The sequence below is a fragment of the Pseudomonas sp. NBRC 111132 genome, assembly GCF_001320565.1.
Taxonomy (GTDB): domain Bacteria; phylum Pseudomonadota; class Gammaproteobacteria; order Pseudomonadales; family Pseudomonadaceae; genus Aquipseudomonas; species Aquipseudomonas putida_P.
The window spans coordinates 26,795-48,102 of the sequence record NZ_BCBI01000029.1; the positions used below are offsets into that span (position 1 = coordinate 26,795).

Genomic DNA, 21,308 nt, shown 5'->3' on the forward strand with positions numbered 1-21,308 from the left:
GCCCTAAGCCAGCTCCCCATGCTGCGCCTCCCGCTGCATCGACTCCAGGTTGCGCTCGATCGTTTCGCAAATGGTGTCCATCTGAATCTGGTGCTCACTGAACCTGAACGGGCTCTGCAAATCAGTCCCGATCCGCTCGATAGCCAGCAGCATGAAGCCAACTACCGTCGACGCCAGGGGGGTGAACCAGCCCAGCGACTCCACGAGCCCCACCGGCACGATCAAGCAGAACAGGGTGATGAAAAGCCGTGGGAAATACACATAGGGGTAGGGCAGCGGTGTGTTGGCAATCCGCTCCATGCCACCCTGGGCATTGGACAGGTCCACCAGGGTCGATTCCAGCCGGGCCAGGCGGATGCTGTCCAGCCGCCCGGCCTGGTATTCCCGCGCCAGCAAGGCCGCCGAGCCGCCGAGGATGTCGTTGGCGAAGTTGTTCGAGCGGTTGCGCCGTTCGAACTCCCCTGGCGGTATGAAGGCCATCAGTTCGTCCGGGCATTTTTCGCCCTTCAAGTGCGCCGCCAGGCAGTTCACATAAGCGATATGCCGGCGCAGCAGGGTAGCTTTGACCGGGTTCGGGCCTTCATCCGGGTCATCGATCAGGGTCAATGTCTGCCGGGCGAAGCTGCGCGAACCGTTCACCAACGCCCCCCACAGCGTGCGGGCTTCCCACCAGCGGTTGTAGGCGCTGCTGTTGCGAAAGCTCACCAGTACCACCAGCGCTGAACCCAGCAAGGTCAACGGGATCAGCGGCAGGGTGAACTTGCTGTTGAAGAACAGCATGAAATCGATGGTGACCAGCACATCCCAGATCAACAGCCAGAACAGCGACCAGCCGATGTAGCCGATGGTCTTCACGACCAGGCGGTACTTGCGAGTGATGATGTCTTTCACGCGGAGGGCCTCGAAACGCGGGGGATGCAGGATCGGACGTCGAGGCGGGGGCATGGTTCGGTGCTGTTCGTCGAGGTGTGTGAGCAAACGTATCTTCTAGCTGAATATTTGTTTCATCTGCACCAATGCCACCCGTGTGCCGTCCCACGCTTGCCGCTGCTCGATGCCGCACGGCACAAAGCCCAGTTGTGGATAAAGCAGCAAGCCCGCTGTGTTGTGGTTGAAGCAGGACACCCACAGTTCTTGGGCTGCGAATTGCTCCCGAGCCAGATCGACCATGGCGGTCACCAAGTAGCGTGCTACACCGTGGCCACGGGCGCCAGGTGCCACTACCACGTTGCCCAATGCACATACGCCGCCATGTTCGGCTTTGTAGAAGTTGGCAAAGGCCAGAATTGCGCCGTTGCCTTCCACCACTGTGGAGCCGCTGCGTTGGGCGACGGCGTCGCTCAACTGTGCGGGAGTGAGTGGGTAGGTGGCTTTGGGGAACATGTAGAACAGTTCGTCCGGGCTCTGCGGGAAGCCGCAGATGACAGGGATGTCCTCAGGCCGGACAGGGCGGTGGGTCAGATGCATGGCAGGTCCTTCGTGCGCTGGCGGGTAGGCCCTATTGGCGGGCAAGCCCACGAACAGGTCATCAGCCTTGCATCATAAGCCGCTTTGCATCGGCATATTCAACTCAAGGTTTGGCCGCCACCGCCACGTAGCCTTTGACCGAAGCCGGTGCCTGAGGCTTGGCCTTGTGCGCCAGCAGGTACTGATAGCGCCGCCATTCCTTGTCGATTTCGTTGAACGACATGAATACGCTGATGCGCGCCTTGCCGGCCAGGTCCGGGCGCTTGCCGGCGTCGATCTCGCGGGTGGGAATGATGGCGACGTTGATGCCCACCACCTTGCCATCATCGGCGAACACCGGCCCGCCCGACATGCCCTTGGTGATCGGGCCGTCATGCACCGAGTAGAAGACGCTGCCCGGTGTACCTTCCAGCCGAACCAACGACGGCAGGGCATGGCCCTTGCCCTGCATCGGCATCATCAAACTGTTGAAACCTACCGCCGTCACCGCTTCCCCCGGCACGTACTGCCGCCACAGCGGCACGCTGCTGGCCTTGTGCTTGAAGAACACCACATCGCCGAGGCCCTCGTGGACCACGTTGCGCAGGAAGGGGGTGTGTTTGGCGGTTACTGCGTAATCCTCGTTCCACTGGATGGCGCTGGCCATCAGCAACATCGGCAGTGGGGCACCGGAGGTGACCACGAAAGCCTGGTTGTAGACAGGATCTGAAACGTACGACGTTGGCACTCCATTGCACCCACTGAGCAGCATCATTGCCGCCATGCAGGGCGCGATTGTTTTCATGAGACACACGGGGGTGGAGAAATGGGAGCGCAACTATGGCTAAGTGCTATTACGCTAACAATACTTTCGGCATATATCCGATGAATGACAGCTTAAGAGCTAATCCTGTGTGCGACCAATAGATTGCAGGTATGGCTGCAAGCCCTGAAGTCATTGGTGCGGCGTCAAATCCTGATGGCGCTGCGGCCGCTGTGAAGGCGCATTCAATGAATAATTGATCTGATAATCGTTATCATCTAAGGTGCTGTCCTCGCCCGGAGGGATACCCGTGATGAACGACGATCTGAGTCAGGTCTATGTCGAGCACAATGGATGGCTCAAGCAATGGCTCTACCGCCGGTTGGGCTGCTCGGCGCAAGCTGCCGACCTGGCCCAAGATACCTTCCTGCGTATTCTTCAGGCCCAGCAGAAGGCCGGCGCCAAGCTGAGCCTGCAGCGCCCCCGCGCCTACCTGGCAACGGTGAGCCGGCGGTTGGTCTACGACCATTTCCGCCGTCAGTCACTGGAACGCGCCTACCTGGAAATGCTCGAGCAACTTCCCGAGCTGTTCGCGCTGTCCGCCGAAGAGCAGTGGTCCATGCGCGAAACCCTGCAGCAACTGGACGCACTGCTCGACACCTTCAAACCGGTGGTGCGCTCGGTGTTCCTGCTGGTGCAGTTGGAGGGCTTGACCTACATCGAGGTGGCACGCCGCCTGGGCATTGGCGAGCGCACGGTCAAGCGGCACATGGCCAACGCCCTGCAAGCCTGCATCCTGTTCGAAGAAGACTTCTGATGCCCAACCAACAGCCTCGAATCACTGCGCAAGTGGCTCGGCAAGCAGCCAATTGGCACATGCTGATGCTCGAAGACGCCGTCAGCCCGGCCCAGCGTGCTGCCTGCAACCGCTGGCGTTCGGCTGCGCCCGAGCATGAGCGGGCCTGGCAGAAAGCGTTGCGGGTGCAAGCGCAGCTGGGCCTGCTGCCGCCACAACTGGCCATGGGCACTTTGAACCGCGAGCGCCGCCAGGTGATGAAACAGTTGTTGGCGTTGGCCATCGTCGCGCCACTTGGCTATGTGGGTTATCGCCAGCTTGCACCGCAGAACGCTTATGCAACCGACGTGGGCCAGCACAAACAGCTGACGCTGGCCGACGGCACATTGCTCGACCTCAATACCGATACTGCGGTGGATGTGAATTTCGATGCGCATCAGCGCCTGATCAGTCTGCGCCGTGGTGAGATCCTGATAGACAGCGGGCGCGACAGCAGCAGCCCTCAGCATCGGCCACTTAGGGTTGCCAGCGAGCAGGGGTTGCTGGAGGCCTTGGGTACGCGCTTCCTGGTCCGCCAGCGCGAGGGGGCGACCCAACTGACCGTATTTCAAGGGGCGGTGCTGGTCACGCCCAGCCATGGCCCACGGCAAACCCTCGACGCCGGCCAGCAAGTCACTTTCGATGCAGCAGGGCAGGGTGCCGTGACCCCTGCGCGGGAACAAGACAGCCAATGGATTCGTGGGCAACTGCTGGTCGACGAGATGCCGCTGCGCGAGTTCCTCGGTGAGCTGGGGCGTTATCGGCCAGGTTGGCTGCGCTGCCAATCCGATGTGGCGCAACTACTGATCAGCGGCGCTTTCCAGCTGGAAAACACCGACGCCATCCTGGCTGCGCTGCCCGCCACGTTGCCGGTTCAGGTGGATTACCGCACCCGCTACTGGGTTACCGTGAACAAACGTTAATGAGAATTGGCCCGATCTTGAAACTCATCAGTCCTTACCTGTGGAACTGCCACACATAAAGGGACAATTTCTCAATGATTCGCTCTTCTTCAGCGGTCGTCATGACCGATCGCAGCATGGGCAACGCTCGCGTGCCTGGTTATCGACGTGCGCTCGCCCTGAGTGCGCTGGCCATCGCCTTGCTGGGTGCTGGCGTGCACGCCCAGGCCGCATCCGTCCAGGCGCCACAAGCCTATAGCATCGCTTCTGGCAGCCTGGCCCAGGTGCTTGCCCGCTTCGCCAGTGAGGGAGGGTTTACCCTGCAATATACCTCGGAGCTGACCCGTGGCCTTTCTAGCCCTGGGTTGCAGGGGCAATACGGTATCGAGGAAGGTTTCCAGCATTTGTTGGCGGGCACCGGCCTGCAAGCCGTGCGTCGCGGCAATAACGTCTATGGCCTGCAGCCCTTGCCGCTGAGCGCGGCTTCTGGTGGCGAGGCGCTTAACCTGGAGCCGCTGAATATCAACGGTATCCAGGACAATGCAACCACCGAGGGCTCGGGCAGCTATACCGCCAACGCCGTCACCATCGGCAAAGGCACCCACCGCCTCAAGGATATTCCGCAGTCGGTCAGCGTGGTCACGCGCAAGGCCATGGACGACCAGCGCCTGGACACGCTGGATGAAGTGCTGGAAAAGACCACTGGCATCACCACCCTGCAGAGCCCGTCGGGCGGCAAGTACATCTACTCCCGTGGTTTCGAGGTGGAAACCATTCAGTACGACGGCGTGCCGCTCGATCGCCGCTACTATGCAATCGGCAGCAGCTTCACCTCCGACACCTTGCTGTACGACCGTGTGGAAATCTTGCGCGGCGCCAATGGGCTGCTGCAGGGCAGCGGCAACCCTGGTGCGGCCATCAACCTGGTGCGCAAGCGGCCGAAAGCCGAGCCTTCGTTGTCAGTAACCGCCAGCGCCGGTTCGTGGGACACCTACCGGCAGACCATCGACGGCAGTGCCCCGCTCAACGCCGACGGCTCGCTACGCGGCCGCCTGGTGGCAGGCCATGAAGACCAGAACTACTTCTACGACACTGCCGAGAGCCGCAAGAACGTACTCTACGGCATCCTTGAATACGACCTCAGCGACCGCACCACGGTAGCGGCGGGCGCCAGCGTGGAAGACCTGCACTCAACGCCGTTCTTCAGCGGCCTGCCGCGCAACAAGGATGGCAGTGCGGTCAACGTCAGCCGGTCCACCTACACCGGTGCCGACTGGAACAAGTGGGATAACAAACAGACCACCTACTTCGCCGATGTTACCCACGATTTCAACGAAGACTGGCGCCTGAAAGCTTCTGGCAGCTACATGCGCGAAACCAACTACATCCTCTACAGCTTTGGCCGCGGCGCTGTAGACCCGGCTACCGGTAACGGCATGCGTTCGCGTGCCTACCTGTACGACTTCGAAAACATCAACAAGGGCGGCGACATCAACCTGACCGGCAAGTGGCGTGCATTTGGCCGCGAGCACGAAGTGGTGGTGGGGGCCAATGCCAGCGATCTGCAGACTGACGACCTGCAAGGCGGCTTCATCAACCTGGGCCCGATGAACATCTACGACCCGGTTTCGCCACAGCGCCCGACCATGGATCAGCTATTGGGTGCCGAAGGGACCAACACCTACCCCGGTACTTCCAAGGCCAAGATCCGCCAGAGCGGCATTTATGCGGTGACTCGCTACAAACTCAGCGACCCGCTGACGTTGGTGCTCGGTGGGCGTAGCAGCAACTACAGCTACGACTATGAGCTAAACCGGTTCAACGGTGTGTCGCCAACCCCGGCTCATTCGCGGGAAAGCGGCGAGTTCACCCCCTATGGTGGCCTGATCTATGCGCTGAACGAGCAATGGTCGGCTTATCTGAGCTACGCCGATATCTTCAAGCCGCAGACCGAGCTGAGCGTGGACAACGCGCCGCTGAAACCTATCGTGGGCTCCAATTATGAGATGGGGCTGAAGGGCGAACTGTTCGACGGCCGCGTCAATACCAGCTTCGCGTTGTTCCAGGTCGACCAGGAAAATCGCGCCCAGGCCACTCTGTGCGGCGATAATGGCGGCGAGAATTGCTACGTAGCGGGTGGCAAGGTGCGCACCCAAGGTTTCGATGCCGAAATCAGCGGTGAAGTGCTGGACCGCATGCAATTGTTCGCTGGCTACACCTACACCCATACCGAGTACCGCAACGACCCAGCCGATGGCGAGTCGGAGGCCGGCGGCACCTTCAACACCTATACGCCCAAGCACCTGTTCCGGTTTTGGGCGGATTACAACTTGCCTGGCGAACTGGACCCGTGGACCGTGGGTGCTGGCGCCAACATCCAGAGCCGCAACTACCACGGCAACTTTGGTGGTACGGACGGGGTAGGGAAGATCGAGCAGGCGGGGTACGCCATCTGGAACGCTCGGGTGGCCTACCAGATCAACAAGAACTTCAGCGTTTCGTTGAACGGCAACAACCTGTTCGACAAGAAGTACTTCTCCAGCGTCGGTTGGCTGTATGCGGCCAACTACTACGGAGATCCGCGTAATTACACCTTGACCCTGCGAGCGGATTTCTAAAGCCAGCCACGATTGAGCTGTGGGAGTGGGCGTGCCCGCTCCTACAGGGATTTGGTGAGGCAGCAGTTCAACAAAGTGCAGGCGAAAAAAAACCGACCATAAGGTCGGTTTTTTCCGGATTTTGGTGCCCCGAGGGAGACTCGAACTCCCACTCCTTTCGAAAACGGATTTTGAATCCGCCGCGTCTACCAATTCCGCCATCAGGGCAGTGGCGCGCAGTATAGAGAGCTGCCGCTGGTCGGTCAATCGGCTTTCATGGTCAATTTTCACACATTGGGCTAAACTTCCCGGCCCTGCCGAACCGAACATCATCATGCGCGTCGCCGATTTCTCCTTCGAACTCCCTGATTCCCTGATCGCCCGCCACCCGTTGGCCGAGCGCCATGGCAGCCGTCTGCTGGTGCTCGATGGGCCGACCGGCGCGCTTTCGCACCGGCAATTCCCCGACCTGCTCGACTACCTGCGCCCCGGCGACCTGATGGTGTTCAACAATACCCGGGTGATCCCAGCGCGGTTGTTTGGCCAGAAAGCCTCCGGCGGCAAGCTGGAAGTGCTGGTCGAGCGCGTGCTCGACAGCCACCGGGTGCTGGCCCATGTGCGTGCCAGCAAGGCGCCGAAAGTGGGCGCGGTCATCCTCATCGATGGCGGTGGCGAGGCCGAGATGGTCGCGCGCCACGATACGCTGTTCGAACTGCGCTTCACCGAAGAAGTGCTGCCGCTGCTCGACCGTGTCGGCCACATGCCGCTACCGCCGTACATCGACCGGCCCGACGAGGGCGCCGACCGTGAACGCTACCAGACCGTGTACGCCCAGCGCGCCGGTGCGGTCGCCGCGCCTACCGCAGGCCTGCACTTCGACGAGGCGCTGCTTGAAAAGATCGCCGCCAAGGGCGTCGAGCGAGCCTTCGTCACCTTGCACGTGGGCGCCGGCACCTTCCAGCCGGTGCGGGTCGACAAGATCGAAGACCACCACATGCATAAAGAGTGGCTCGAAGTGGGCCAGGATGTGGTCGATGCCATCGAGGCCTGTCGGGCCCGTGGTGGTCGAGTGGTTGCGGTCGGCACCACCAGCGTGCGCTCGCTGGAGAGCGCCGCGCGCGATGGCGTGCTCAAGGCCTTCAGTGGCGATACCGACATCTTCATCTACCCGGGCCGGCCGTTCCATGTGGTCGATGCCCTGGTCACCAACTTCCACCTGCCGGAGTCCACGCTGCTGATGCTGGTCTCGGCCTTCGCCGGCTACCCCGAGACCATGGCCGCCTACGCGGCGGCGGTCGAGCACGGGTACCGCTTCTTCAGTTACGGTGATGCCATGTTCATCACCCGCAATCCGGCGCCACGCGGCCCCGAGGATCAAGCATGAGTCGCACCTGTCGAATGTCCTTCGAACTGCTGGCCACCGACGGCAAGGCCCGTCGTGGTCGCATCACCTTCCCACGCGGTACCGTGGAAACCCCGGCGTTCATGCCGGTGGGCACCTATGGCACGGTCAAGGGCATGCTGCCACGCGATATCGAGGCCATTGGTGCCGAGATGATCCTCGGCAACACCTTCCACCTGTGGCTGCGCCCAGGTACCGAGGTGATCAAGAAGCACAACGGCCTGCACGATTTCATGCAGTGGAAAGGCCCGATCCTCACCGATTCCGGTGGCTTCCAGGTGTTCAGCCTGGGTGCCATGCGCAAGATCAAGGAAGAGGGCGTGACCTTCGCCTCGCCGGTCGATGGCTCGAAGGTGTTCATGGGCCCTGAAGAGTCGATGCAGGTGCAACGTGACCTGGGCTCGGACGTGGTGATGATCTTCGACGAGTGCACCCCGTACCCGGCCGAGCACGATGTGGCGCGCACCTCCATGGAGCTGTCGCTGCGCTGGGCTCAGCGTTCGAAGAACGCTCACGCCGACAACACCGCGGCGTTGTTCGGCATCGTTCAGGGCGGCATGTACCAGGACCTGCGCATGCGCTCGCTCGAAGGCCTGGAAAACATCGGTTTCGATGGCCTGGCCATTGGTGGCCTGTCGGTGGGCGAGCCCAAGCACGAAATGATCAAGGTGCTGGACTACCTGCCGGGCCAGATGCCTGCTGACAAACCTCGTTACCTTATGGGGGTAGGCAAACCGGAAGATCTCGTTGAGGGTGTGCGCCGCGGCGTCGACATGTTCGACTGCGTGATGCCGACGCGTAACGCGCGCAACGGTCATCTGTTCGTCGATACAGGGGTGATCAAGATCCGCAATGCGTTCCATCGCCATGATGAATCGCCGCTGGATCCGACCTGTGACTGCTACACCTGCACCAACTTCTCGCGCGCCTATCTGCATCACCTGGACAAGTGCGGCGAAATGCTGAGCAGCATGCTGAATACCATCCACAACTTGCGCCATTACCAGCGCTTGATGGCCGGTTTACGCGAGGCTATTCAACAGGGTAAATTGGCCGCCTTTGTCGACGCCTTCTACGCCAAGCGCGGGCTTCCTGTTCCGCCCTTGGACTGACTGTCCGCATCCATTATTAGAAAATTACATTAGGAGTGCCCAATGAGCTTCTTCATCCCCGCCGCATACGCGGACGCTGCAGCACCTGCCGCTGGCCCAGCCGGTACCGGCTTCGAGTGGATCTTCCTGGTCGGTTTCCTGGTCATCTTCTACCTGATGATCTGGCGCCCACAGGCCAAGCGCGCCAAAGAGCAGAAGAACCTGCTGAGCAACTTGCAGAAGGGTGACGAAGTTGTCACCAACGGCGGCATCGCCGGCAAGATCGTCAAGGTTTCCGATGACTTCGTGGTACTGGAAGTGTCCGACACCGTCGAGCTGAAGTTCCAGAAGGGCGCGATCGCTGCGACCCTGCCAAAAGGTACGCTCAAGGCTATCTGAGTTACCGGTTTTATTTTCCAGTCGGGGCGCGCAACGCGCCCCGCGTCTTGAACGGGCGGCGTGATGCTGAACAAATACCCTCTGTGGAAATATGCACTGATCGTGCTGGTACTGGTGGTCGGTTTCATTTATTCCGCTCCCAACCTTTACCCGGATGACCCGGCAGTACAGATCAGCGGTGCCAGCTCGGCGCTGCAGGTGAACCAGGCCGACCTCGATCGCGTCAGCAAGGCGCTGGTCGATGCCAAAATCACCGTCAAGGGCGCCAGCCTGGGTGAGAAGGGCAGCGGGCTGATCCGCCTGACCAATCAGGAAGACCAACTGCCAGCCAAAGATGTCGTGCGCAAGGCACTGGGCGATGATTACGTCGTGGCCCTCAACCTGGCTCAGACTACCCCGCAATGGCTGCGCAACCTGGGTGCAAGCCCGATGAAGCTGGGCCTGGACCTGTCCGGTGGTGTGCACTTCCTGCTGGAAGTGGACATGGACAAGGCCATGACTGCCCGCATGAAAGTCTACGAAGGCGAGGTCAAGACCTTGCTGCGCAAAGAGCGCATCCGCTACCGCAGCCTGCCTCAGCAGGATGGCGGCATCATGCTGGGCTTCGCTGACGATGCTACCCGCGAACAGGCACGTGTCCTGATCCGCAAGAATTTCAATGATTTCGACCTGACCACCACCGAGCGCAACGAACTTGCGGTGCTGCGTCTGGCGCTGACCCAGGCGAAAGTCGCCGAGATCCGCGAATACTCGATCAAGCAGAACCTTACCACCGTGCGCAACCGCGTGAACGAGCTGGGCGTGGCCGAGCCGCTGGTACAGCGCCAGGGCGCCAACCGCATCGTGGTCGAGCTGCCAGGCGTGCAGGACACTGCCGAAGCCAAGCGTATCCTCGGTAAAACCGCCAACCTGGAGTTCCGCTTCGGTGCCGAGCCGGGCGCTTCCAAGGCCACTACCGAAGTGTTCGAGTTCCGTGAAGGCGGCCGTTCCGCCCCGGTCGAGCGCGGCCTGATCATTACCGGTGACCAGGTTACCGACGCCCAGGCCAGCTTTGACGAGCACGGCCGCCCGCAAGTGAACATCCGCCTGGATGGCCACGGTGGCGAGCTGATGAGCCGCGCTACCCGCAGCAACGTCGGTCGCAGCATGGCGGTGATCTTCATCGAGCAGAAGCCGGTCACTCGCTATGTGAAGCAGACCGTCGACGGCGTCGAGAAGGACGTTGCCGTACAAAGCTTCGTGGAAGAGAAGAAAATCATCAGCCTGGCGACCATCCAGTCGCCGCTGGGCAGCCAGTTCCGCATCACCGGCCTGAACGGCCAGGGCGAATCGTCGGAGCTGGCCCTGCTGCTGCGTGCCGGTGGTCTGGCCGCGCCAATGTACTTCGCTGAAGAACGTACCATTGGCCCAAGCCTTGGTGCTGACAACATCACCAAGGGTATCGATGCGTCGCTGTGGGGCATGTTGTTCGTCTCGCTGTTCATCATCGCCATCTACCGCGGCTTCGGCGTGATCGCCACCATCGCCCTGGCGGGCAACATGGTGCTGCTGCTGGCGCTGATGTCGCTGCTGGGTGCCACCCTGACCCTGCCGGGTATCGCCGGTATCGTGTTGACCATGGGTATGGCGGTGGACGCCAACGTGCTGATCTTCTCGCGTATTCGCGAAGAGCTCAAAGCCGGCATGTCGGTGCAGCGCGCCATCCACGAAGGTTTCAACCGCGCCTACACCGCGATCATCGACGCCAACCTGACCAGCCTGCTGGTCGGCGGCATCCTGTTCGCCATGGGGACCGGCCCGGTCAAGGGCTTTGCGGTCACCATGTCTCTCGGGATTTTCACCTCGATGTTCACCGCCGTCATGGTGACCCGTGCAATGGTCAACCTGACCTGCGGCGGGCGTGACATCAAGAAGCTGTGGGTTTGAGGGAGCTGCGATGAAAACCATCAATTTCATGGGCGTACGCAATGTCGCGTTCGCCATTACCGTGCTCCTCACCGTGCTGGCGCTGTTCAGCTGGTGGCAGAAAGGCCTGAACTTCGGCCTGGACTTCACCGGTGGTACGCTGATCGAGCTGACCTACGAGCGCCCGGCCGACCTCAAGGCGGTGCGGGCCGAGCTGGTCGATTCGGGCTTCCACGAGGCGGTGGTGCAGAGCTTTGGCGCTACCACCGACCTGCTGGTGCGTATGCCGGGCGATGACCCACAGCTGGGCAACAAGGTAGCTGCCGCGCTGCAGAAGGCTGGCGGCGACAACCCGGCAACCCTCAAGCGTGTCGAGTTCGTCGGCCCGCAGGTGGGTGAAGAGCTGCGCGACCAGGGTGGCATGGGCATGCTCCTGGCCCTGGGCGGCATCCTTATCTACCTGGCCTTCCGCTTCCAGTGGAAGTTCGCCGTGGGTGCGATCATCTCGCTGATCCATGACGTGGTGGTGACCCTGGGTATCCTGTCGTTCTTCCAGATCACCTTCGACCTGACGGTGCTGGCAGCGGTGCTGGCGATCATCGGCTACTCGTTGAACGACACCATCGTCGTGTTCGACCGTGTGCGTGAGAACTTCCGCGTCATGCGCAAGGCCTCGCTGATCGAGAACATCAACGTTTCCACCACCCAGACCCTGCTGCGTACCATCGCTACCTCGGTTTCGACCTTGTTGGCCATTGCCGCGCTGCTGTTCTTTGGTGGTGACAACCTGTTCGGCTTCTCGCTGGCCTTGTTCATCGGCGTCATGGCCGGTACCTACTCGTCGATCTACATCGCCAACGTGGTACTGATCTGGCTGAACCTGAACAGCGAAGACCTCATCCCGCCGACCAAGGCAGAGGGCGTGGACGAGCGTCCATAAGCTTCTGTTCCACGCCGTTTGGCGGCCCGAAAGGCGCGAGTATTGAACTCGCGCCTTTTTTTTTGCTCCAAGGCTGGGAGAAGCGGGTGGGACCCGCAAGTATGATCAGGAGGTTCATGTGAACAAATCAATGCTGGTGGGTGCGGTACTGGGTGCTGTCGGTGTGACTGCCGGAGGTGCTGTCGCGACCTACAGCTTGGTCAACAAGGGGCCTGAGTATGCGCAGGTTACCGACGTGCAGCCGATCAAACAGCAGGTAAAAACCCCGCGCGAGGTCTGCAAGGACGTCGCCGTCACACGCCAGGCGCCGGTCAAGGACCAGCACCAGATTGCAGGTACCGTGGTGGGTGCCATTGCCGGCGGCCTGCTGGGTAACCAGATTGGTGGCGGTACCGGCAAGAAAATCGCCACCGTGGCTGGTGCGGTAGGTGGTGGTTATGCCGGTAACAAGGTGCAGGAGGGCATGCAGGAGCGTGACACCTACACCACCACGCAAACCCGCTGCAACACGGTCAACGACATCAGTGAGAAGGTGGTGGGCTACAACGTCACCTACTCCATTGGTGATCAGGTAGGCAAGGTGAAGATGGACCGTGAGCCGGGCTCGACCATTCCGCTGGACAAGAATGGCAAGTTGATCCTGAGCGAAGCGGGTCAGTAAGCCGTACACCGTTTGCCCCCACAAGTATCGCGCAAGGCCGGGGGAGAGGGCGCCGGGCACAAAAAAAGCACCCCGAGGGGTGCTTTTTGCGTTTCGGCAATCTGCGGTTAGCGCTTCATGCTTTCTGGCAGGTGCGGCTGGATAGCGGTCAGCACGGCCTTGAAGCACTTGATGTTGCCTGCAACGATGTGGCCCTTGTCGAGGAAGTCGTGGCCACCATTGAAGTCGCTCACCAGGCCGCCGGCTTCCTGGATCAGCAGTACGCCAGCTGCCATGTCCCATTCCGACAGGCCCGACTCCCAGAAGGCATCGAAGCGGCCAGCGGCCACATAGGCCAGGTCCAGGCTGGCGGAGCCTGCACGGCGGATGCCGGCGGTCTGGCCAGTCAGGGCGCGGAACATGCCCAGGTAGTTGTCCATGTCGGCCATCTGGCCGTCACGGAACGGGAAACCGGTACCGAGCAGGGCGCCTTCCAGGCTGGTGCGCGAGCTGACACGCAGGCGACGACCGTTGAGTTGGGCGCCACGGCCACGGCTGGCGGTGAATTCTTCCTGGCGTACTGGGTCGAGTACCACGGCGTGTTCAAGGCGACCGCGGTATTTGCACGCGATGCTGACGGCGAAGTGGGGGATACCGCGCAGGAAGTTGGTGGTGCCGTCCAGTGGGTCGATGATCCACAGGTAGTCTTTGCCTTCTTCGCCGGTGCCCGCGTGCATGCCCGTCTCTTCACCCTGGATGGAGTGGTTCGGGTAGGCCTTGCGCAGCGCGTCGACGATTTTCTGCTCGGCGGCACGATCAACCTCGGAAACGTAGTCCTTAGCCTCTTTCTCGTCCACCTTGATGCTATCCAGGCGTTCGATGGAGCGGAAAATCAGTTCACTGGCGCTGCGAGCGGCGCGCAGGGCGATATTCAGCATAGGCTGCATGGGCGGGTCACCTGGAGATGTTAAAGAAGAAAGCCGATCATTCTAGCAGAAAACTTTGGCGGCAGAAGTGTCACATTTGCTTTCATGGCGTTACGTCTGTCGGTTCTGTAAGATCGAAGGCCCTGATTCCTGCATCTGTGAGCACAACACCTTGCTGCAAAATATTCGTGTTGTTCTGGTCAATACCAGCCACCCCGGCAACATCGGCGGCGCTGCGCGTGCCATGAAAAACATGGGCTTGTCGCGTCTGGTGCTGGTGCAGCCGAAAGAATTCCCCGCCGTGGATGCCAGCGCCCGTGCATCGGGCGCCGACGATGTGCTGGATAACGCCCTGGTGGTCGACAGCCTCGAGCAGGCACTGGTCGGCTGCAACCTGGTGATGGGCACCAGCGCCCGCGAGCGCAGCATTCCCTGGCCGTTGATCGGCCCGCGCGAGTGCGGGGCCAAGGCGGTGGAGCATGCCAATGGCGGCGAGGAGATCGCCCTGGTGTTTGGGCGCGAGCACGCCGGCCTGACCAACGAAGAACTGCAGCGATGTCACTTCCACGTGCACATTCCCTCCAACCCCGACTTTAGTTCGCTGAACCTGGCCGCTGCTGTGCAGGTGCTCTCTTACGAGGTGCGCATGGCCTGGCTGGCTGCCGGTGAAGCACCCGAAAAAGTCGAGAAGGTTGACGCCACCGAGCTGGCGACCATGGACGAAATGGAGCTGTTCTACGACCACCTGGAGAAAACCCTGGTGGGCATCGGCTTCCTCGACCCTGAAAAGCCCAAGCACCTGATGCCGCGCCTGCGCCGGCTGTATGGGCGGGTGGCGGTCGAGCGTTCGGAAATGAGCATTTTGCGCGGCATCCTGACCGAGACCCAGAAAGTGGTCCGGGGCGAGCCGCATAAACGGAAGGACTGACAGATGTTCGAACGCCTGCGTGAAGATATTCAAAGCGTATTCCACCGTGACCCGGCTGCGCGCAATGCCTTCGAGGTGCTCACCTGCTACCCCGGCATGCACGCCATCTGGCTGCACCGGCTGGGCAACGCCCTGTGGAAGCGTGATTTCAAATGGCTGGCCCGCCTGGTGTCGAACTTTGGCCGTTGGCTGACCGGCATCGAGATCCATCCCGGCGCCACCATCGGTCGGCGCTTTTTCATTGACCACGGCATGGGTATCGTCATTGGCGAAACCGCCGAAATTGGCGATGACGTCACCCTTTACCAGGGTGTGACGCTGGGCGGTACCAGCTGGAATAAAGGCAAGCGCCACCCCACCCTGGAAAACGGTGTGGTGGTAGGGGCGGGGGCCAAGGTGCTGGGGCCGTTCACCGTCGGTGCCGGGGCCAAGATCGGCTCCAACGCCGTGGTGACCAAGGCGGTGCCGGCCGGGGCCACGGCGGTGGGTATTCCTGGGCGAATCATCGTCAAGAGCGAAGACACCGAAGTCGAGGCCAAGCGCAAGGCCATGGCCGAGAAGATCGGCTTCGATGCCTACGGTGTCAGCGGCGACATGCCCGACCCGGTGGCGCGTGCCATCGGCCAGATGCTCGACCATCTGCAGGCGGTCGACGAGCGGTTGGAGGGTATGTGCGGTGCCCTGACCAAGATGGGCAGTGACTACTGTGCCAAGGAACTGCCGGCCTTGCCGGAGGATGACTTCACCGAAGCCGCCCTGGTGGCCAAGCGCGACACTCAGTCGCATTGATTGCGCCGCACTGAAATCATAGTGACATACGGGGCGTGTGCTCACGCCCCTCGTCTGCTACAATCGCGCCCGCCTCCCGATGCCAAACCCGACTAAAGCACTAGGTCTAATAGTTGACTTAAATGCTCGGGAATCGCATACTCGCACACATCCCGAAACTCCCGTGGTACCCAATAGCCATGCGACTGACTACCAAAGGCCGATACGCCGTGACCGCCATGCTTGACCTGGCGTTGCACGCGCAGCATGGGCCGGTGTCTTTGGCCGACATTTCCGAGCGCCAGGGCATTTCCCTCTCTTATCTGGAGCAGCTGTTCGCCAAGCTGCGCCGCAGCAGCCTGGTTTCCAGTGTGCGCGGTCCAGGCGGTGGCTATCAGCTGTCGCGAGGCATGGAAACCATCCAGGTGGCCCAGGTCATCGATGCGGTCAACGAATCGGTCGATGCTACCCGCTGCCAGGGTCTCGGGGACTGCCATGCCGGTGATACCTGCCTGACCCACCACTTGTGGTGCGACCTCAGCCAGCAGATCCATGAATTCCTCAGCGGCATCAGCCTGGCCGACCTCGTCATGCGCCGTGAGGTGCAGGAAGTCGCCCAGCGCCAGGACCTGCGTCGTGTCGCAGGCCGAACCGCCCAGTTGGACAAGATTGAGACGTCCGCCGTCGATTGATCCCTTTGGGACGACGAGCGACGCCACCGCCTGATAGGAGAGACAAATGAAGTTGCCGATCTACCTTGATTACTCCGCGACCACCCCGGTCGACCCACGCGTGGCCCAGAAGATGGCCGACTGCCTGCTGGTTGACGGGAACTTCGGTAACCCGGCTTCGCGTTCCCACGTATTCGGCTGGAAAGCCGAAGAAGCGGTCGAGAACGGTCGCCGCCAGGTTGCCGAGCTGATCAATGCCGATCCGCGCGAAATCGTCTGGACCAGCGGTGCTACCGAGTCCGACAACCTCGCACTCAAAGGCGTCGCGCACTTCTATCAGACCAAGGGCAAGCACATCATCACCTCCAAGATCGAGCACAAGGCGGTCCTGGATACCGCTCGCCAGCTGGAGCGTGAAGGTTTCGAAGTCACCTACCTTGAGCCAGGCGAAGACGGCATCGTCACACCGGCCATGGTAGAGGCGGCGCTGCGCGACGACACCATCCTGGTCTCGCTGATGCACGTGAACAACGAAGTCGGCTCGATCAACGACATCGCCGCCATCGGTGAGCTGACCCGCTCGCGCGGCGTACTGTTCCACGTCGACGCCGCCCAGTCGGCCGGCAAGGTCGAAATCGACCTGCAAAAGCTCAAGGTCGACCTGATGTCGTTCTCGGCTCACAAGGTCTACGGCCCTAAAGGCATCGGTGCGCTGTACGTCAGCCGCAAGCCGCGTGTACGCCTGGAAGCCATCATTCACGGTGGCGGCCATGAGCGCGGCATGCGTTCGGGCACCCTGCCAACCCACCAGATCGTCGGCATGGGCGAAGCGTTCGCCATCGCCAAGCAGGAAATGGTTGCGGAGAACGCGCGCATCAAGGCCCTGAGCGACCGCTTCTTCAAGCAGGTCTCGGACCTTGAAGAGCTGTACGTCAACGGCAGCCAGACTGCCCGTGTTCCGCACAACCTGAACCTGAGCTTCAACTACGTCGAAGGTGAATCGCTGCTGATGTCGCTGAAGGACATCGCCGTATCGTCCGGTTCGGCCTGCACCTCGGCATCGCTGGAGCCGTCGTACGTACTGCGTGCTCTGGGCCGCAACGACGAGCTGGCGCACAGCTCGATCCGCTTCTCCTTCGGCCGTTTCACCACCGAAGAAGAAGTCGACTACGCCGCGCAGAAAGTCTGCGAGGCCGTTAACAAACTGCGTGAGCTGTCGCCGCTGTGGGACATGTACAAAGACGGCGTTGACATCTCCAAGATCGAGTGGGCCGCCCACTAAGCAGTCGCCGGCAAGAGCGGCTCCCTGATGAGGAAGGAATTGCACCATGGCATACAGTGAAAAGGTCATCGACCACTACGAAAACCCACGCAACGTCGGCAAGATGAATGCCGAGGACCCGGATGTCGGTACCGGCATGGTCGGCGCCCCGGCGTGCGGTGACGTGATGCGTCTGCAGATCAAGGTCAACGAGCAAGGCGTTATCGAAGACGCCAAGTTCAAGACCTACGGCTGCGGTTCGGCCATCGCTTCCAGCTCCCTCGCCACCGAGTGGATGAAGGGCAAGACCCTGGACGAAGCCGAAACCATCAAGAACACCCAGCTGGCAGAAGAACTGGCGTTGCCGCCGGTCAAGATCCACTGCTCGGTACTCGCCGAGGATGCCATCAAGGCAGCCGTGCGCGATTACAAGCAGAAGAAAGGCTTGATCTAAGTCGCCTGCGAGGTAAGGAGTTCTGATGGCTATCAGCATGACAGAAGCCGCCGCCAACCACATTCGCCGCTCCCTCGACGGGCGCGGCAAAGGTGAGGGCATTCGCCTGGGCGTGCGCACCACCGGTTGCTCGGGCCTGGCCTACGTGCTGGAGTTCGTCGACGAACTGGCGGACGAAGACCAGGTGTTCGAAAACCACGGCGTCAAGGTGATCATCGATCCCAAGAGCCTGGTCTACCTCGACGGCACCGAGCTGGATTTCGTCAAGGAAGGGTTGAACGAAGGCTTCAAGTTCAACAACCCCAACGTGCGCGGTGAGTGTGGCTGCGGCGAAAGCTTCAACGTTTGAGGCTGGCTGTGGGTACTCCTTGTCATTACGCATTGTTTGACCTCCAGCCAAGCTTCCGCCTGGATCTCGACAAGCTGGCCACTCGCTATCGCGAGCTGGCCCGCGAAGTCCATCCCGACCGCTTTGCCGACGCCTCCGAGCGAGAGCAACGTATAGCGCTGGAAAAATCCGCGGCCCTCAACGACGCCTACCAGACGCTGCGCAGTGCGCCGCGTCGCGCGCGCTACCTGCTGGCCATCAGCGGCCACGAAGTGCCCCAGGAGGTCACGGTCCACGACCCCGACTTCCTGCTGCAGCAGATGCAGTGGCGTGAAGAGCTCGAAGAGCTGCAGGACGAAGCCGACCTTGATGGTGTCGGTGTGTTCAAGAAGCGCCTGAAGGTTGCCCAGGACACGCTGAACGAGGACTTTGCCGCCTGCTGGGATGCCCCAGGCGAGCGCGACAAGGCCGAGCGCCTGATGCGCCGCATGCAGTTCCTCGACAAGCTCGCCCAAGAAGTGCGCCAACTGGAAGAGCGCCTCGACGATTAACCCGGTGCTGCCCGTGATGGCACCTAAGGTATTCAGATAAGCATGGCCCTACTGCAGATTGCCGAACCCGGTCAAAGCCCTCAGCCGCACCAGCGCCGCCTGGCGGTGGGGATCGACCTGGGTACCACCAACTCTCTGGTCGCTGCATTGCGCAGCGGTCGTAGCGAGCCCCTGCCTGACGCGCAGGGTAACGTCATTCTGCCGTCCGCGGTGCGCTACCTCGAAGGGCGCAACGAAGTGGGGCAGGCCGCGCGTGATGCCGCTTCCAGCGACCCGCTGAACACCGTGCTGTCGGTCAAGCGCCTGATGGGGCGCGGCCTGGCCGACGTCAAGCAACTGGGCGAGCAGCTGCCGTACCGCTTTGTTGGTGGTGAGTCGCACATGCCGTTCATCGACACTGTCCAAGGGCCGAAAAGCCCGGTGGAAGTGTCTGCCGATATCCTCAAGGTGCTGCGCGAGCGCGCCGAAGCGACCTTGGGTGGCGAACTGGTAGGTGCGGTGATTACCGTGCCCGCCTATTTCGATGACGCCCAGCGCCAGGCCACCAAGGACGCTGCGCGCCTGGCGGGGCTGAACGTGCTGCGCCTGCTCAACGAGCCCACTGCGGCTGCAGTGGCCTACGGCCTGGACCAGAACGCCGAAGGCGTGGTGGCCATCTATGACCTGGGCGGCGGCACCTTCGATATTTCCATCCTGCGCCTGACCGCTGGTGTCTTCGAAGTGCTTGCCACCGGTGGTGATACCGCCTTGGGTGGCGACGATTTCGACCACGCCATTGCCGGCTGGATCATCGAGCAGGCTGGCTTGTCGTCCGACTTGGACCCAGCTACCCAGCGCGCATTGTTGCAAACCGCCTGCGCGGCCAAGGAAGCGTTGACTGACACCGATGTGGTCAGTGTCAGCCATGGCGCCTGGCAGGGCGAGCTGAGCCGCGCCGCCTTCGAAGCCATGATCGAACCGCTGGTTGCCCGCAGCCTCAAGGCTTGCCGCCGCGCCGTGCGCGACAGTGGCGTCGAGCTGGAAGAAGTCAGCGCCGTGGCCATGGTCGGTGGTTCGACTCGCGTCCCGCGTGTGCGTGAAGCCGTGGGCGCGTTGTTCGGGCGCACTCCGTTGACGTCGATCGACCCCGACCAGGTGGTGGCCATCGGCGCCGCCATCCAGGCCGACACCCTGGCTGGCAACCGCCGTGAAGGTGGTGAACTGCTGCTGCTCGATGTCATCCCGTTGTCGCTTGGCCTTGAAACCATGGGCGGGTTGATGGAGAAGGTGATCCCGCGCAACACCACCATTCCGGTGGCCCGCGCCCAGGAGTTCACCACGTACAAGGATGGCCAGTCGGCCATGATGATCCATGTGCTGCAGGGCGAGCGCGAGCTGATCAGCGACTGCCGCTCGCTGGCCCGCTTCGAGCTGCGCGGTATTCCGGCCATGGTGGCCGGCGCGGCAAAAATTCGCGTTACCTTCCAGGTGGACGCCGATGGCCTGCTCAGTGTCGCCGCCCGCGAGCTGGGTTCGGGCGTGGAAGCCAGCATCCAGGTCAAGCCGTCCTATGGCCTGACCGACGGCGAAATTGCCCGCATGCTGAAAGACTCCTTCGAGCATGCCGGTTCCGACAAGCACGCCCGCCAGTTGCGCGAGCACCAGGTGGACGGCGAGCGCCTGCTCGAAGCGGTACAGGGCGCCCTGGACGCCGATGGCGAACGCCTGCTCAGCAGTGACGAGCGCGACGCCATTGCATTCCAGATGCAAGAACTACGTGATTTGCTGGCCGGCACCGATGGCGCTGCCATCGAGCAACAGACCAAGCGTCTGTCGCAGGTGACCGATGCTTTTGCCGCCCGTCGCCTTGATTCGACGGTCAAAGCCGCACTGGCCGGGCGCAACCTGAATGAGATCGAGGAGTAACCGATGCCGCTGGTGACATTCCTGCCGCATGAGAAGTTTTGCCCGGAAGGGCTGACCGTGGAGGTGCCGACCGGGACCAACATCCTGGAACTGGCCCACGATCATCACATCGAGATGGAAAGCGCCTGCGGCGGTGTCAAGGCCTGCACCACTTGCCACTGCATCGTACGCAAGGGTTTCGACTCGCTTGAAGAAGCCGACGAGCTGGAAGAGGACATGCTGGACAAGGCCTGGGGCCTGGAAGCGCAGTCGCGCCTTGGCTGCCAGGTGGTCGTCGCTGACGAAGACCTGACCATCGAGATCCCCAAGTATTCGCTCAACCACGCTGCCGAAGCACCGCACTGAGGATCTGTACATGAGTCTGAAATGGGTTGATGTACTTGAGATCGCAATCCAGCTTGCAGAAAGCAAGCCGGAGGTCGATCCTCGTTATGTGAATTTCGTAGACCTGCACCGTTGGGTGCTGGCATTGCCAGAATTCAGCGACGATCCGTCACGCGGCGGTGAGAAAGTGCTCGAGGCCATCCAGGCTGCCTGGATCGACGAAGCCGACTAAGCGTCACTTGCAGGTTAGGCAATCCCCCAGAACCCGCGTA

Annotated in this window: 23 protein-coding genes and 1 tRNA gene; 19 read left to right on the forward strand and 5 right to left on the reverse strand. The window is 61.6% G+C overall.

The window, feature by feature from the left end:
* Positions 1 to 3: 3 nt before the first annotated feature.
* From APH35_RS15250 to APH35_RS15260, 3 genes are all read right to left on the reverse strand, one after another.
* Positions 4 to 891, reverse strand: a complete 888-nt coding sequence (locus tag APH35_RS15250) for a bestrophin family protein (protein ID WP_012270577.1) — start codon at positions 889 to 891, stop codon at positions 4 to 6.
* Between the two features lie 96 nt (positions 892 to 987).
* A complete protein-coding gene (locus tag APH35_RS15255; RefSeq protein ID WP_012270578.1) occupies positions 988 to 1,467 on the reverse strand; it encodes a GNAT family N-acetyltransferase in 480 nt (159 codons plus the stop codon).
* Positions 1,468 to 1,570: 103 nt separating this feature from the next.
* Positions 1,571 to 2,218: a trypsin-like peptidase domain-containing protein gene (locus APH35_RS15260; protein WP_041166376.1), complete on the reverse strand. Its 648-nt coding sequence runs from the start codon at positions 2,216 to 2,218 to the stop codon at positions 1,571 to 1,573.
* Between the two features lie 304 nt (positions 2,219 to 2,522).
* Between APH35_RS15260 and APH35_RS15265 the strand changes: the two genes are divergently transcribed.
* The 3 genes from APH35_RS15265 (at position 2,523) to APH35_RS15275 (ending at position 6,564) form a co-directional block, all read left to right on the forward strand.
* Complete coding sequence (locus APH35_RS15265; RefSeq protein ID WP_041166377.1) at positions 2,523 to 3,026, forward strand: sigma-70 family RNA polymerase sigma factor; 504 nt, start codon at positions 2,523 to 2,525, stop codon at positions 3,024 to 3,026.
* A complete protein-coding gene (locus APH35_RS15270; RefSeq protein WP_060515059.1) occupies positions 3,026 to 3,967 on the forward strand; it encodes a FecR domain-containing protein in 942 nt (313 codons plus the stop codon). Before APH35_RS15265 ends, APH35_RS15270 begins: the two co-directional genes overlap by 1 nt.
* Before the next feature lie 101 nt (positions 3,968 to 4,068).
* The gene (locus tag APH35_RS15275) at positions 4,069 to 6,564 is read left to right on the forward strand and encodes a TonB-dependent siderophore receptor (protein ID WP_069942234.1); all 2,496 of its coding nucleotides are present in this window, start codon (positions 4,069 to 4,071) and stop codon (positions 6,562 to 6,564) included.
* A gap of 122 nt (positions 6,565 to 6,686) precedes the next feature.
* Here APH35_RS15275 and APH35_RS15280 read toward each other — a convergent pair.
* A tRNA-Leu gene (locus APH35_RS15280) sits at positions 6,687 to 6,771 on the reverse strand.
* 106 nt (positions 6,772 to 6,877) lie between these two features.
* On the opposite strand from APH35_RS15280, the gene queA reads away from it, so the two are divergent.
* The 6 genes from queA to APH35_RS15310 all read left to right on the forward strand — a co-directional run bounded on the left by queA (position 6,878) and on the right by APH35_RS15310 (position 12,941).
* Positions 6,878 to 7,927: a tRNA preQ1(34) S-adenosylmethionine ribosyltransferase-isomerase QueA gene (gene queA, locus APH35_RS15285; RefSeq protein WP_012270583.1), complete on the forward strand. Its 1,050-nt coding sequence runs from the start codon at positions 6,878 to 6,880 to the stop codon at positions 7,925 to 7,927.
* 14 nt (positions 7,928 to 7,941) lie between these two features.
* A complete protein-coding gene (gene tgt / locus APH35_RS15290) occupies positions 7,942 to 9,057 on the forward strand; it encodes a tRNA guanosine(34) transglycosylase Tgt (RefSeq protein ID WP_014589748.1) in 1,116 nt (371 codons plus the stop codon).
* A 42-nt stretch (positions 9,058 to 9,099) separates the two neighbouring features.
* Complete coding sequence (gene yajC, locus APH35_RS15295) at positions 9,100 to 9,435, forward strand: preprotein translocase subunit YajC (protein WP_003248556.1); 336 nt, start codon at positions 9,100 to 9,102, stop codon at positions 9,433 to 9,435.
* A 63-nt stretch (positions 9,436 to 9,498) separates the two neighbouring features.
* The gene (gene secD, locus APH35_RS15300; protein ID WP_012270585.1) at positions 9,499 to 11,361 is read left to right on the forward strand and encodes a protein translocase subunit SecD; all 1,863 of its coding nucleotides are present in this window, start codon (positions 9,499 to 9,501) and stop codon (positions 11,359 to 11,361) included.
* 10 nt (positions 11,362 to 11,371) lie between these two features.
* Entirely contained in the window at positions 11,372 to 12,280 is a 909-nt protein-coding gene (secF, locus tag APH35_RS15305; RefSeq protein ID WP_012270586.1) for a protein translocase subunit SecF, read from the forward strand.
* Positions 12,281 to 12,398: 118 nt separating this feature from the next.
* Positions 12,399 to 12,941, forward strand: a complete 543-nt coding sequence (locus tag APH35_RS15310) for a glycine zipper 2TM domain-containing protein (RefSeq protein WP_041166378.1) — start codon at positions 12,399 to 12,401, stop codon at positions 12,939 to 12,941.
* A 107-nt stretch (positions 12,942 to 13,048) separates the two neighbouring features.
* Here the strand turns inward: APH35_RS15310 and suhB are convergent, their stop codons facing one another.
* The gene (gene suhB / locus APH35_RS15315; RefSeq protein WP_012270588.1) at positions 13,049 to 13,867 is read right to left on the reverse strand and encodes a type III secretion system regulator SuhB; all 819 of its coding nucleotides are present in this window, start codon (positions 13,865 to 13,867) and stop codon (positions 13,049 to 13,051) included.
* A 151-nt stretch (positions 13,868 to 14,018) separates the two neighbouring features.
* Here suhB and trmJ point away from each other — a divergent pair, with 151 nt between their 5' ends.
* From trmJ to iscX, 10 genes are all read left to right on the forward strand, one after another.
* Positions 14,019 to 14,774 (forward strand): tRNA (cytosine(32)/uridine(32)-2'-O)-methyltransferase TrmJ, encoded by a 756-nt coding sequence (trmJ, locus tag APH35_RS15320; protein ID WP_012270589.1) that lies wholly within the window; start codon positions 14,019 to 14,021, stop codon positions 14,772 to 14,774.
* A gap of 3 nt (positions 14,775 to 14,777) precedes the next feature.
* Entirely contained in the window at positions 14,778 to 15,563 is a 786-nt protein-coding gene (gene cysE / locus APH35_RS15325) for a serine O-acetyltransferase (protein WP_012270590.1), read from the forward strand.
* Between the two features lie 179 nt (positions 15,564 to 15,742).
* Entirely contained in the window at positions 15,743 to 16,234 is a 492-nt protein-coding gene (gene iscR, locus APH35_RS15330; protein ID WP_008092572.1) for a Fe-S cluster assembly transcriptional regulator IscR, read from the forward strand.
* A gap of 46 nt (positions 16,235 to 16,280) precedes the next feature.
* On the forward strand, positions 16,281 to 17,495 hold the full coding sequence (locus tag APH35_RS15335; RefSeq protein WP_060493218.1) for an IscS subfamily cysteine desulfurase: 1,215 nt from the start codon (positions 16,281 to 16,283) through the stop codon (positions 17,493 to 17,495).
* A 46-nt stretch (positions 17,496 to 17,541) separates the two neighbouring features.
* On the forward strand, positions 17,542 to 17,928 hold the full coding sequence (gene iscU, locus APH35_RS15340) for a Fe-S cluster assembly scaffold IscU (RefSeq protein ID WP_003248539.1): 387 nt from the start codon (positions 17,542 to 17,544) through the stop codon (positions 17,926 to 17,928).
* Between the two features lie 25 nt (positions 17,929 to 17,953).
* Positions 17,954 to 18,277, forward strand: a complete 324-nt coding sequence (gene iscA / locus APH35_RS15345) for an iron-sulfur cluster assembly protein IscA (protein WP_003248536.1) — start codon at positions 17,954 to 17,956, stop codon at positions 18,275 to 18,277.
* Positions 18,278 to 18,285: 8 nt separating this feature from the next.
* Positions 18,286 to 18,807 carry a co-chaperone HscB gene (hscB, locus tag APH35_RS15350; protein WP_060493217.1) on the forward strand — a complete coding sequence of 174 codons (522 nt, stop codon included), beginning with the start codon at positions 18,286 to 18,288 and terminating at the stop codon, positions 18,805 to 18,807.
* A 42-nt stretch (positions 18,808 to 18,849) separates the two neighbouring features.
* Positions 18,850 to 20,712 (forward strand): Fe-S protein assembly chaperone HscA, encoded by a 1,863-nt coding sequence (gene hscA / locus APH35_RS15355; protein WP_060515061.1) that lies wholly within the window; start codon positions 18,850 to 18,852, stop codon positions 20,710 to 20,712.
* Positions 20,713 to 20,715: 3 nt separating this feature from the next.
* Complete coding sequence (gene fdx, locus APH35_RS15360) at positions 20,716 to 21,057, forward strand: ISC system 2Fe-2S type ferredoxin (RefSeq protein WP_012270595.1); 342 nt, start codon at positions 20,716 to 20,718, stop codon at positions 21,055 to 21,057.
* A gap of 10 nt (positions 21,058 to 21,067) precedes the next feature.
* Positions 21,068 to 21,268 carry a Fe-S cluster assembly protein IscX gene (iscX, locus tag APH35_RS15365; RefSeq protein ID WP_003248529.1) on the forward strand — a complete coding sequence of 67 codons (201 nt, stop codon included), beginning with the start codon at positions 21,068 to 21,070 and terminating at the stop codon, positions 21,266 to 21,268.
* Positions 21,269 to 21,308 lie beyond the last annotated feature (40 nt).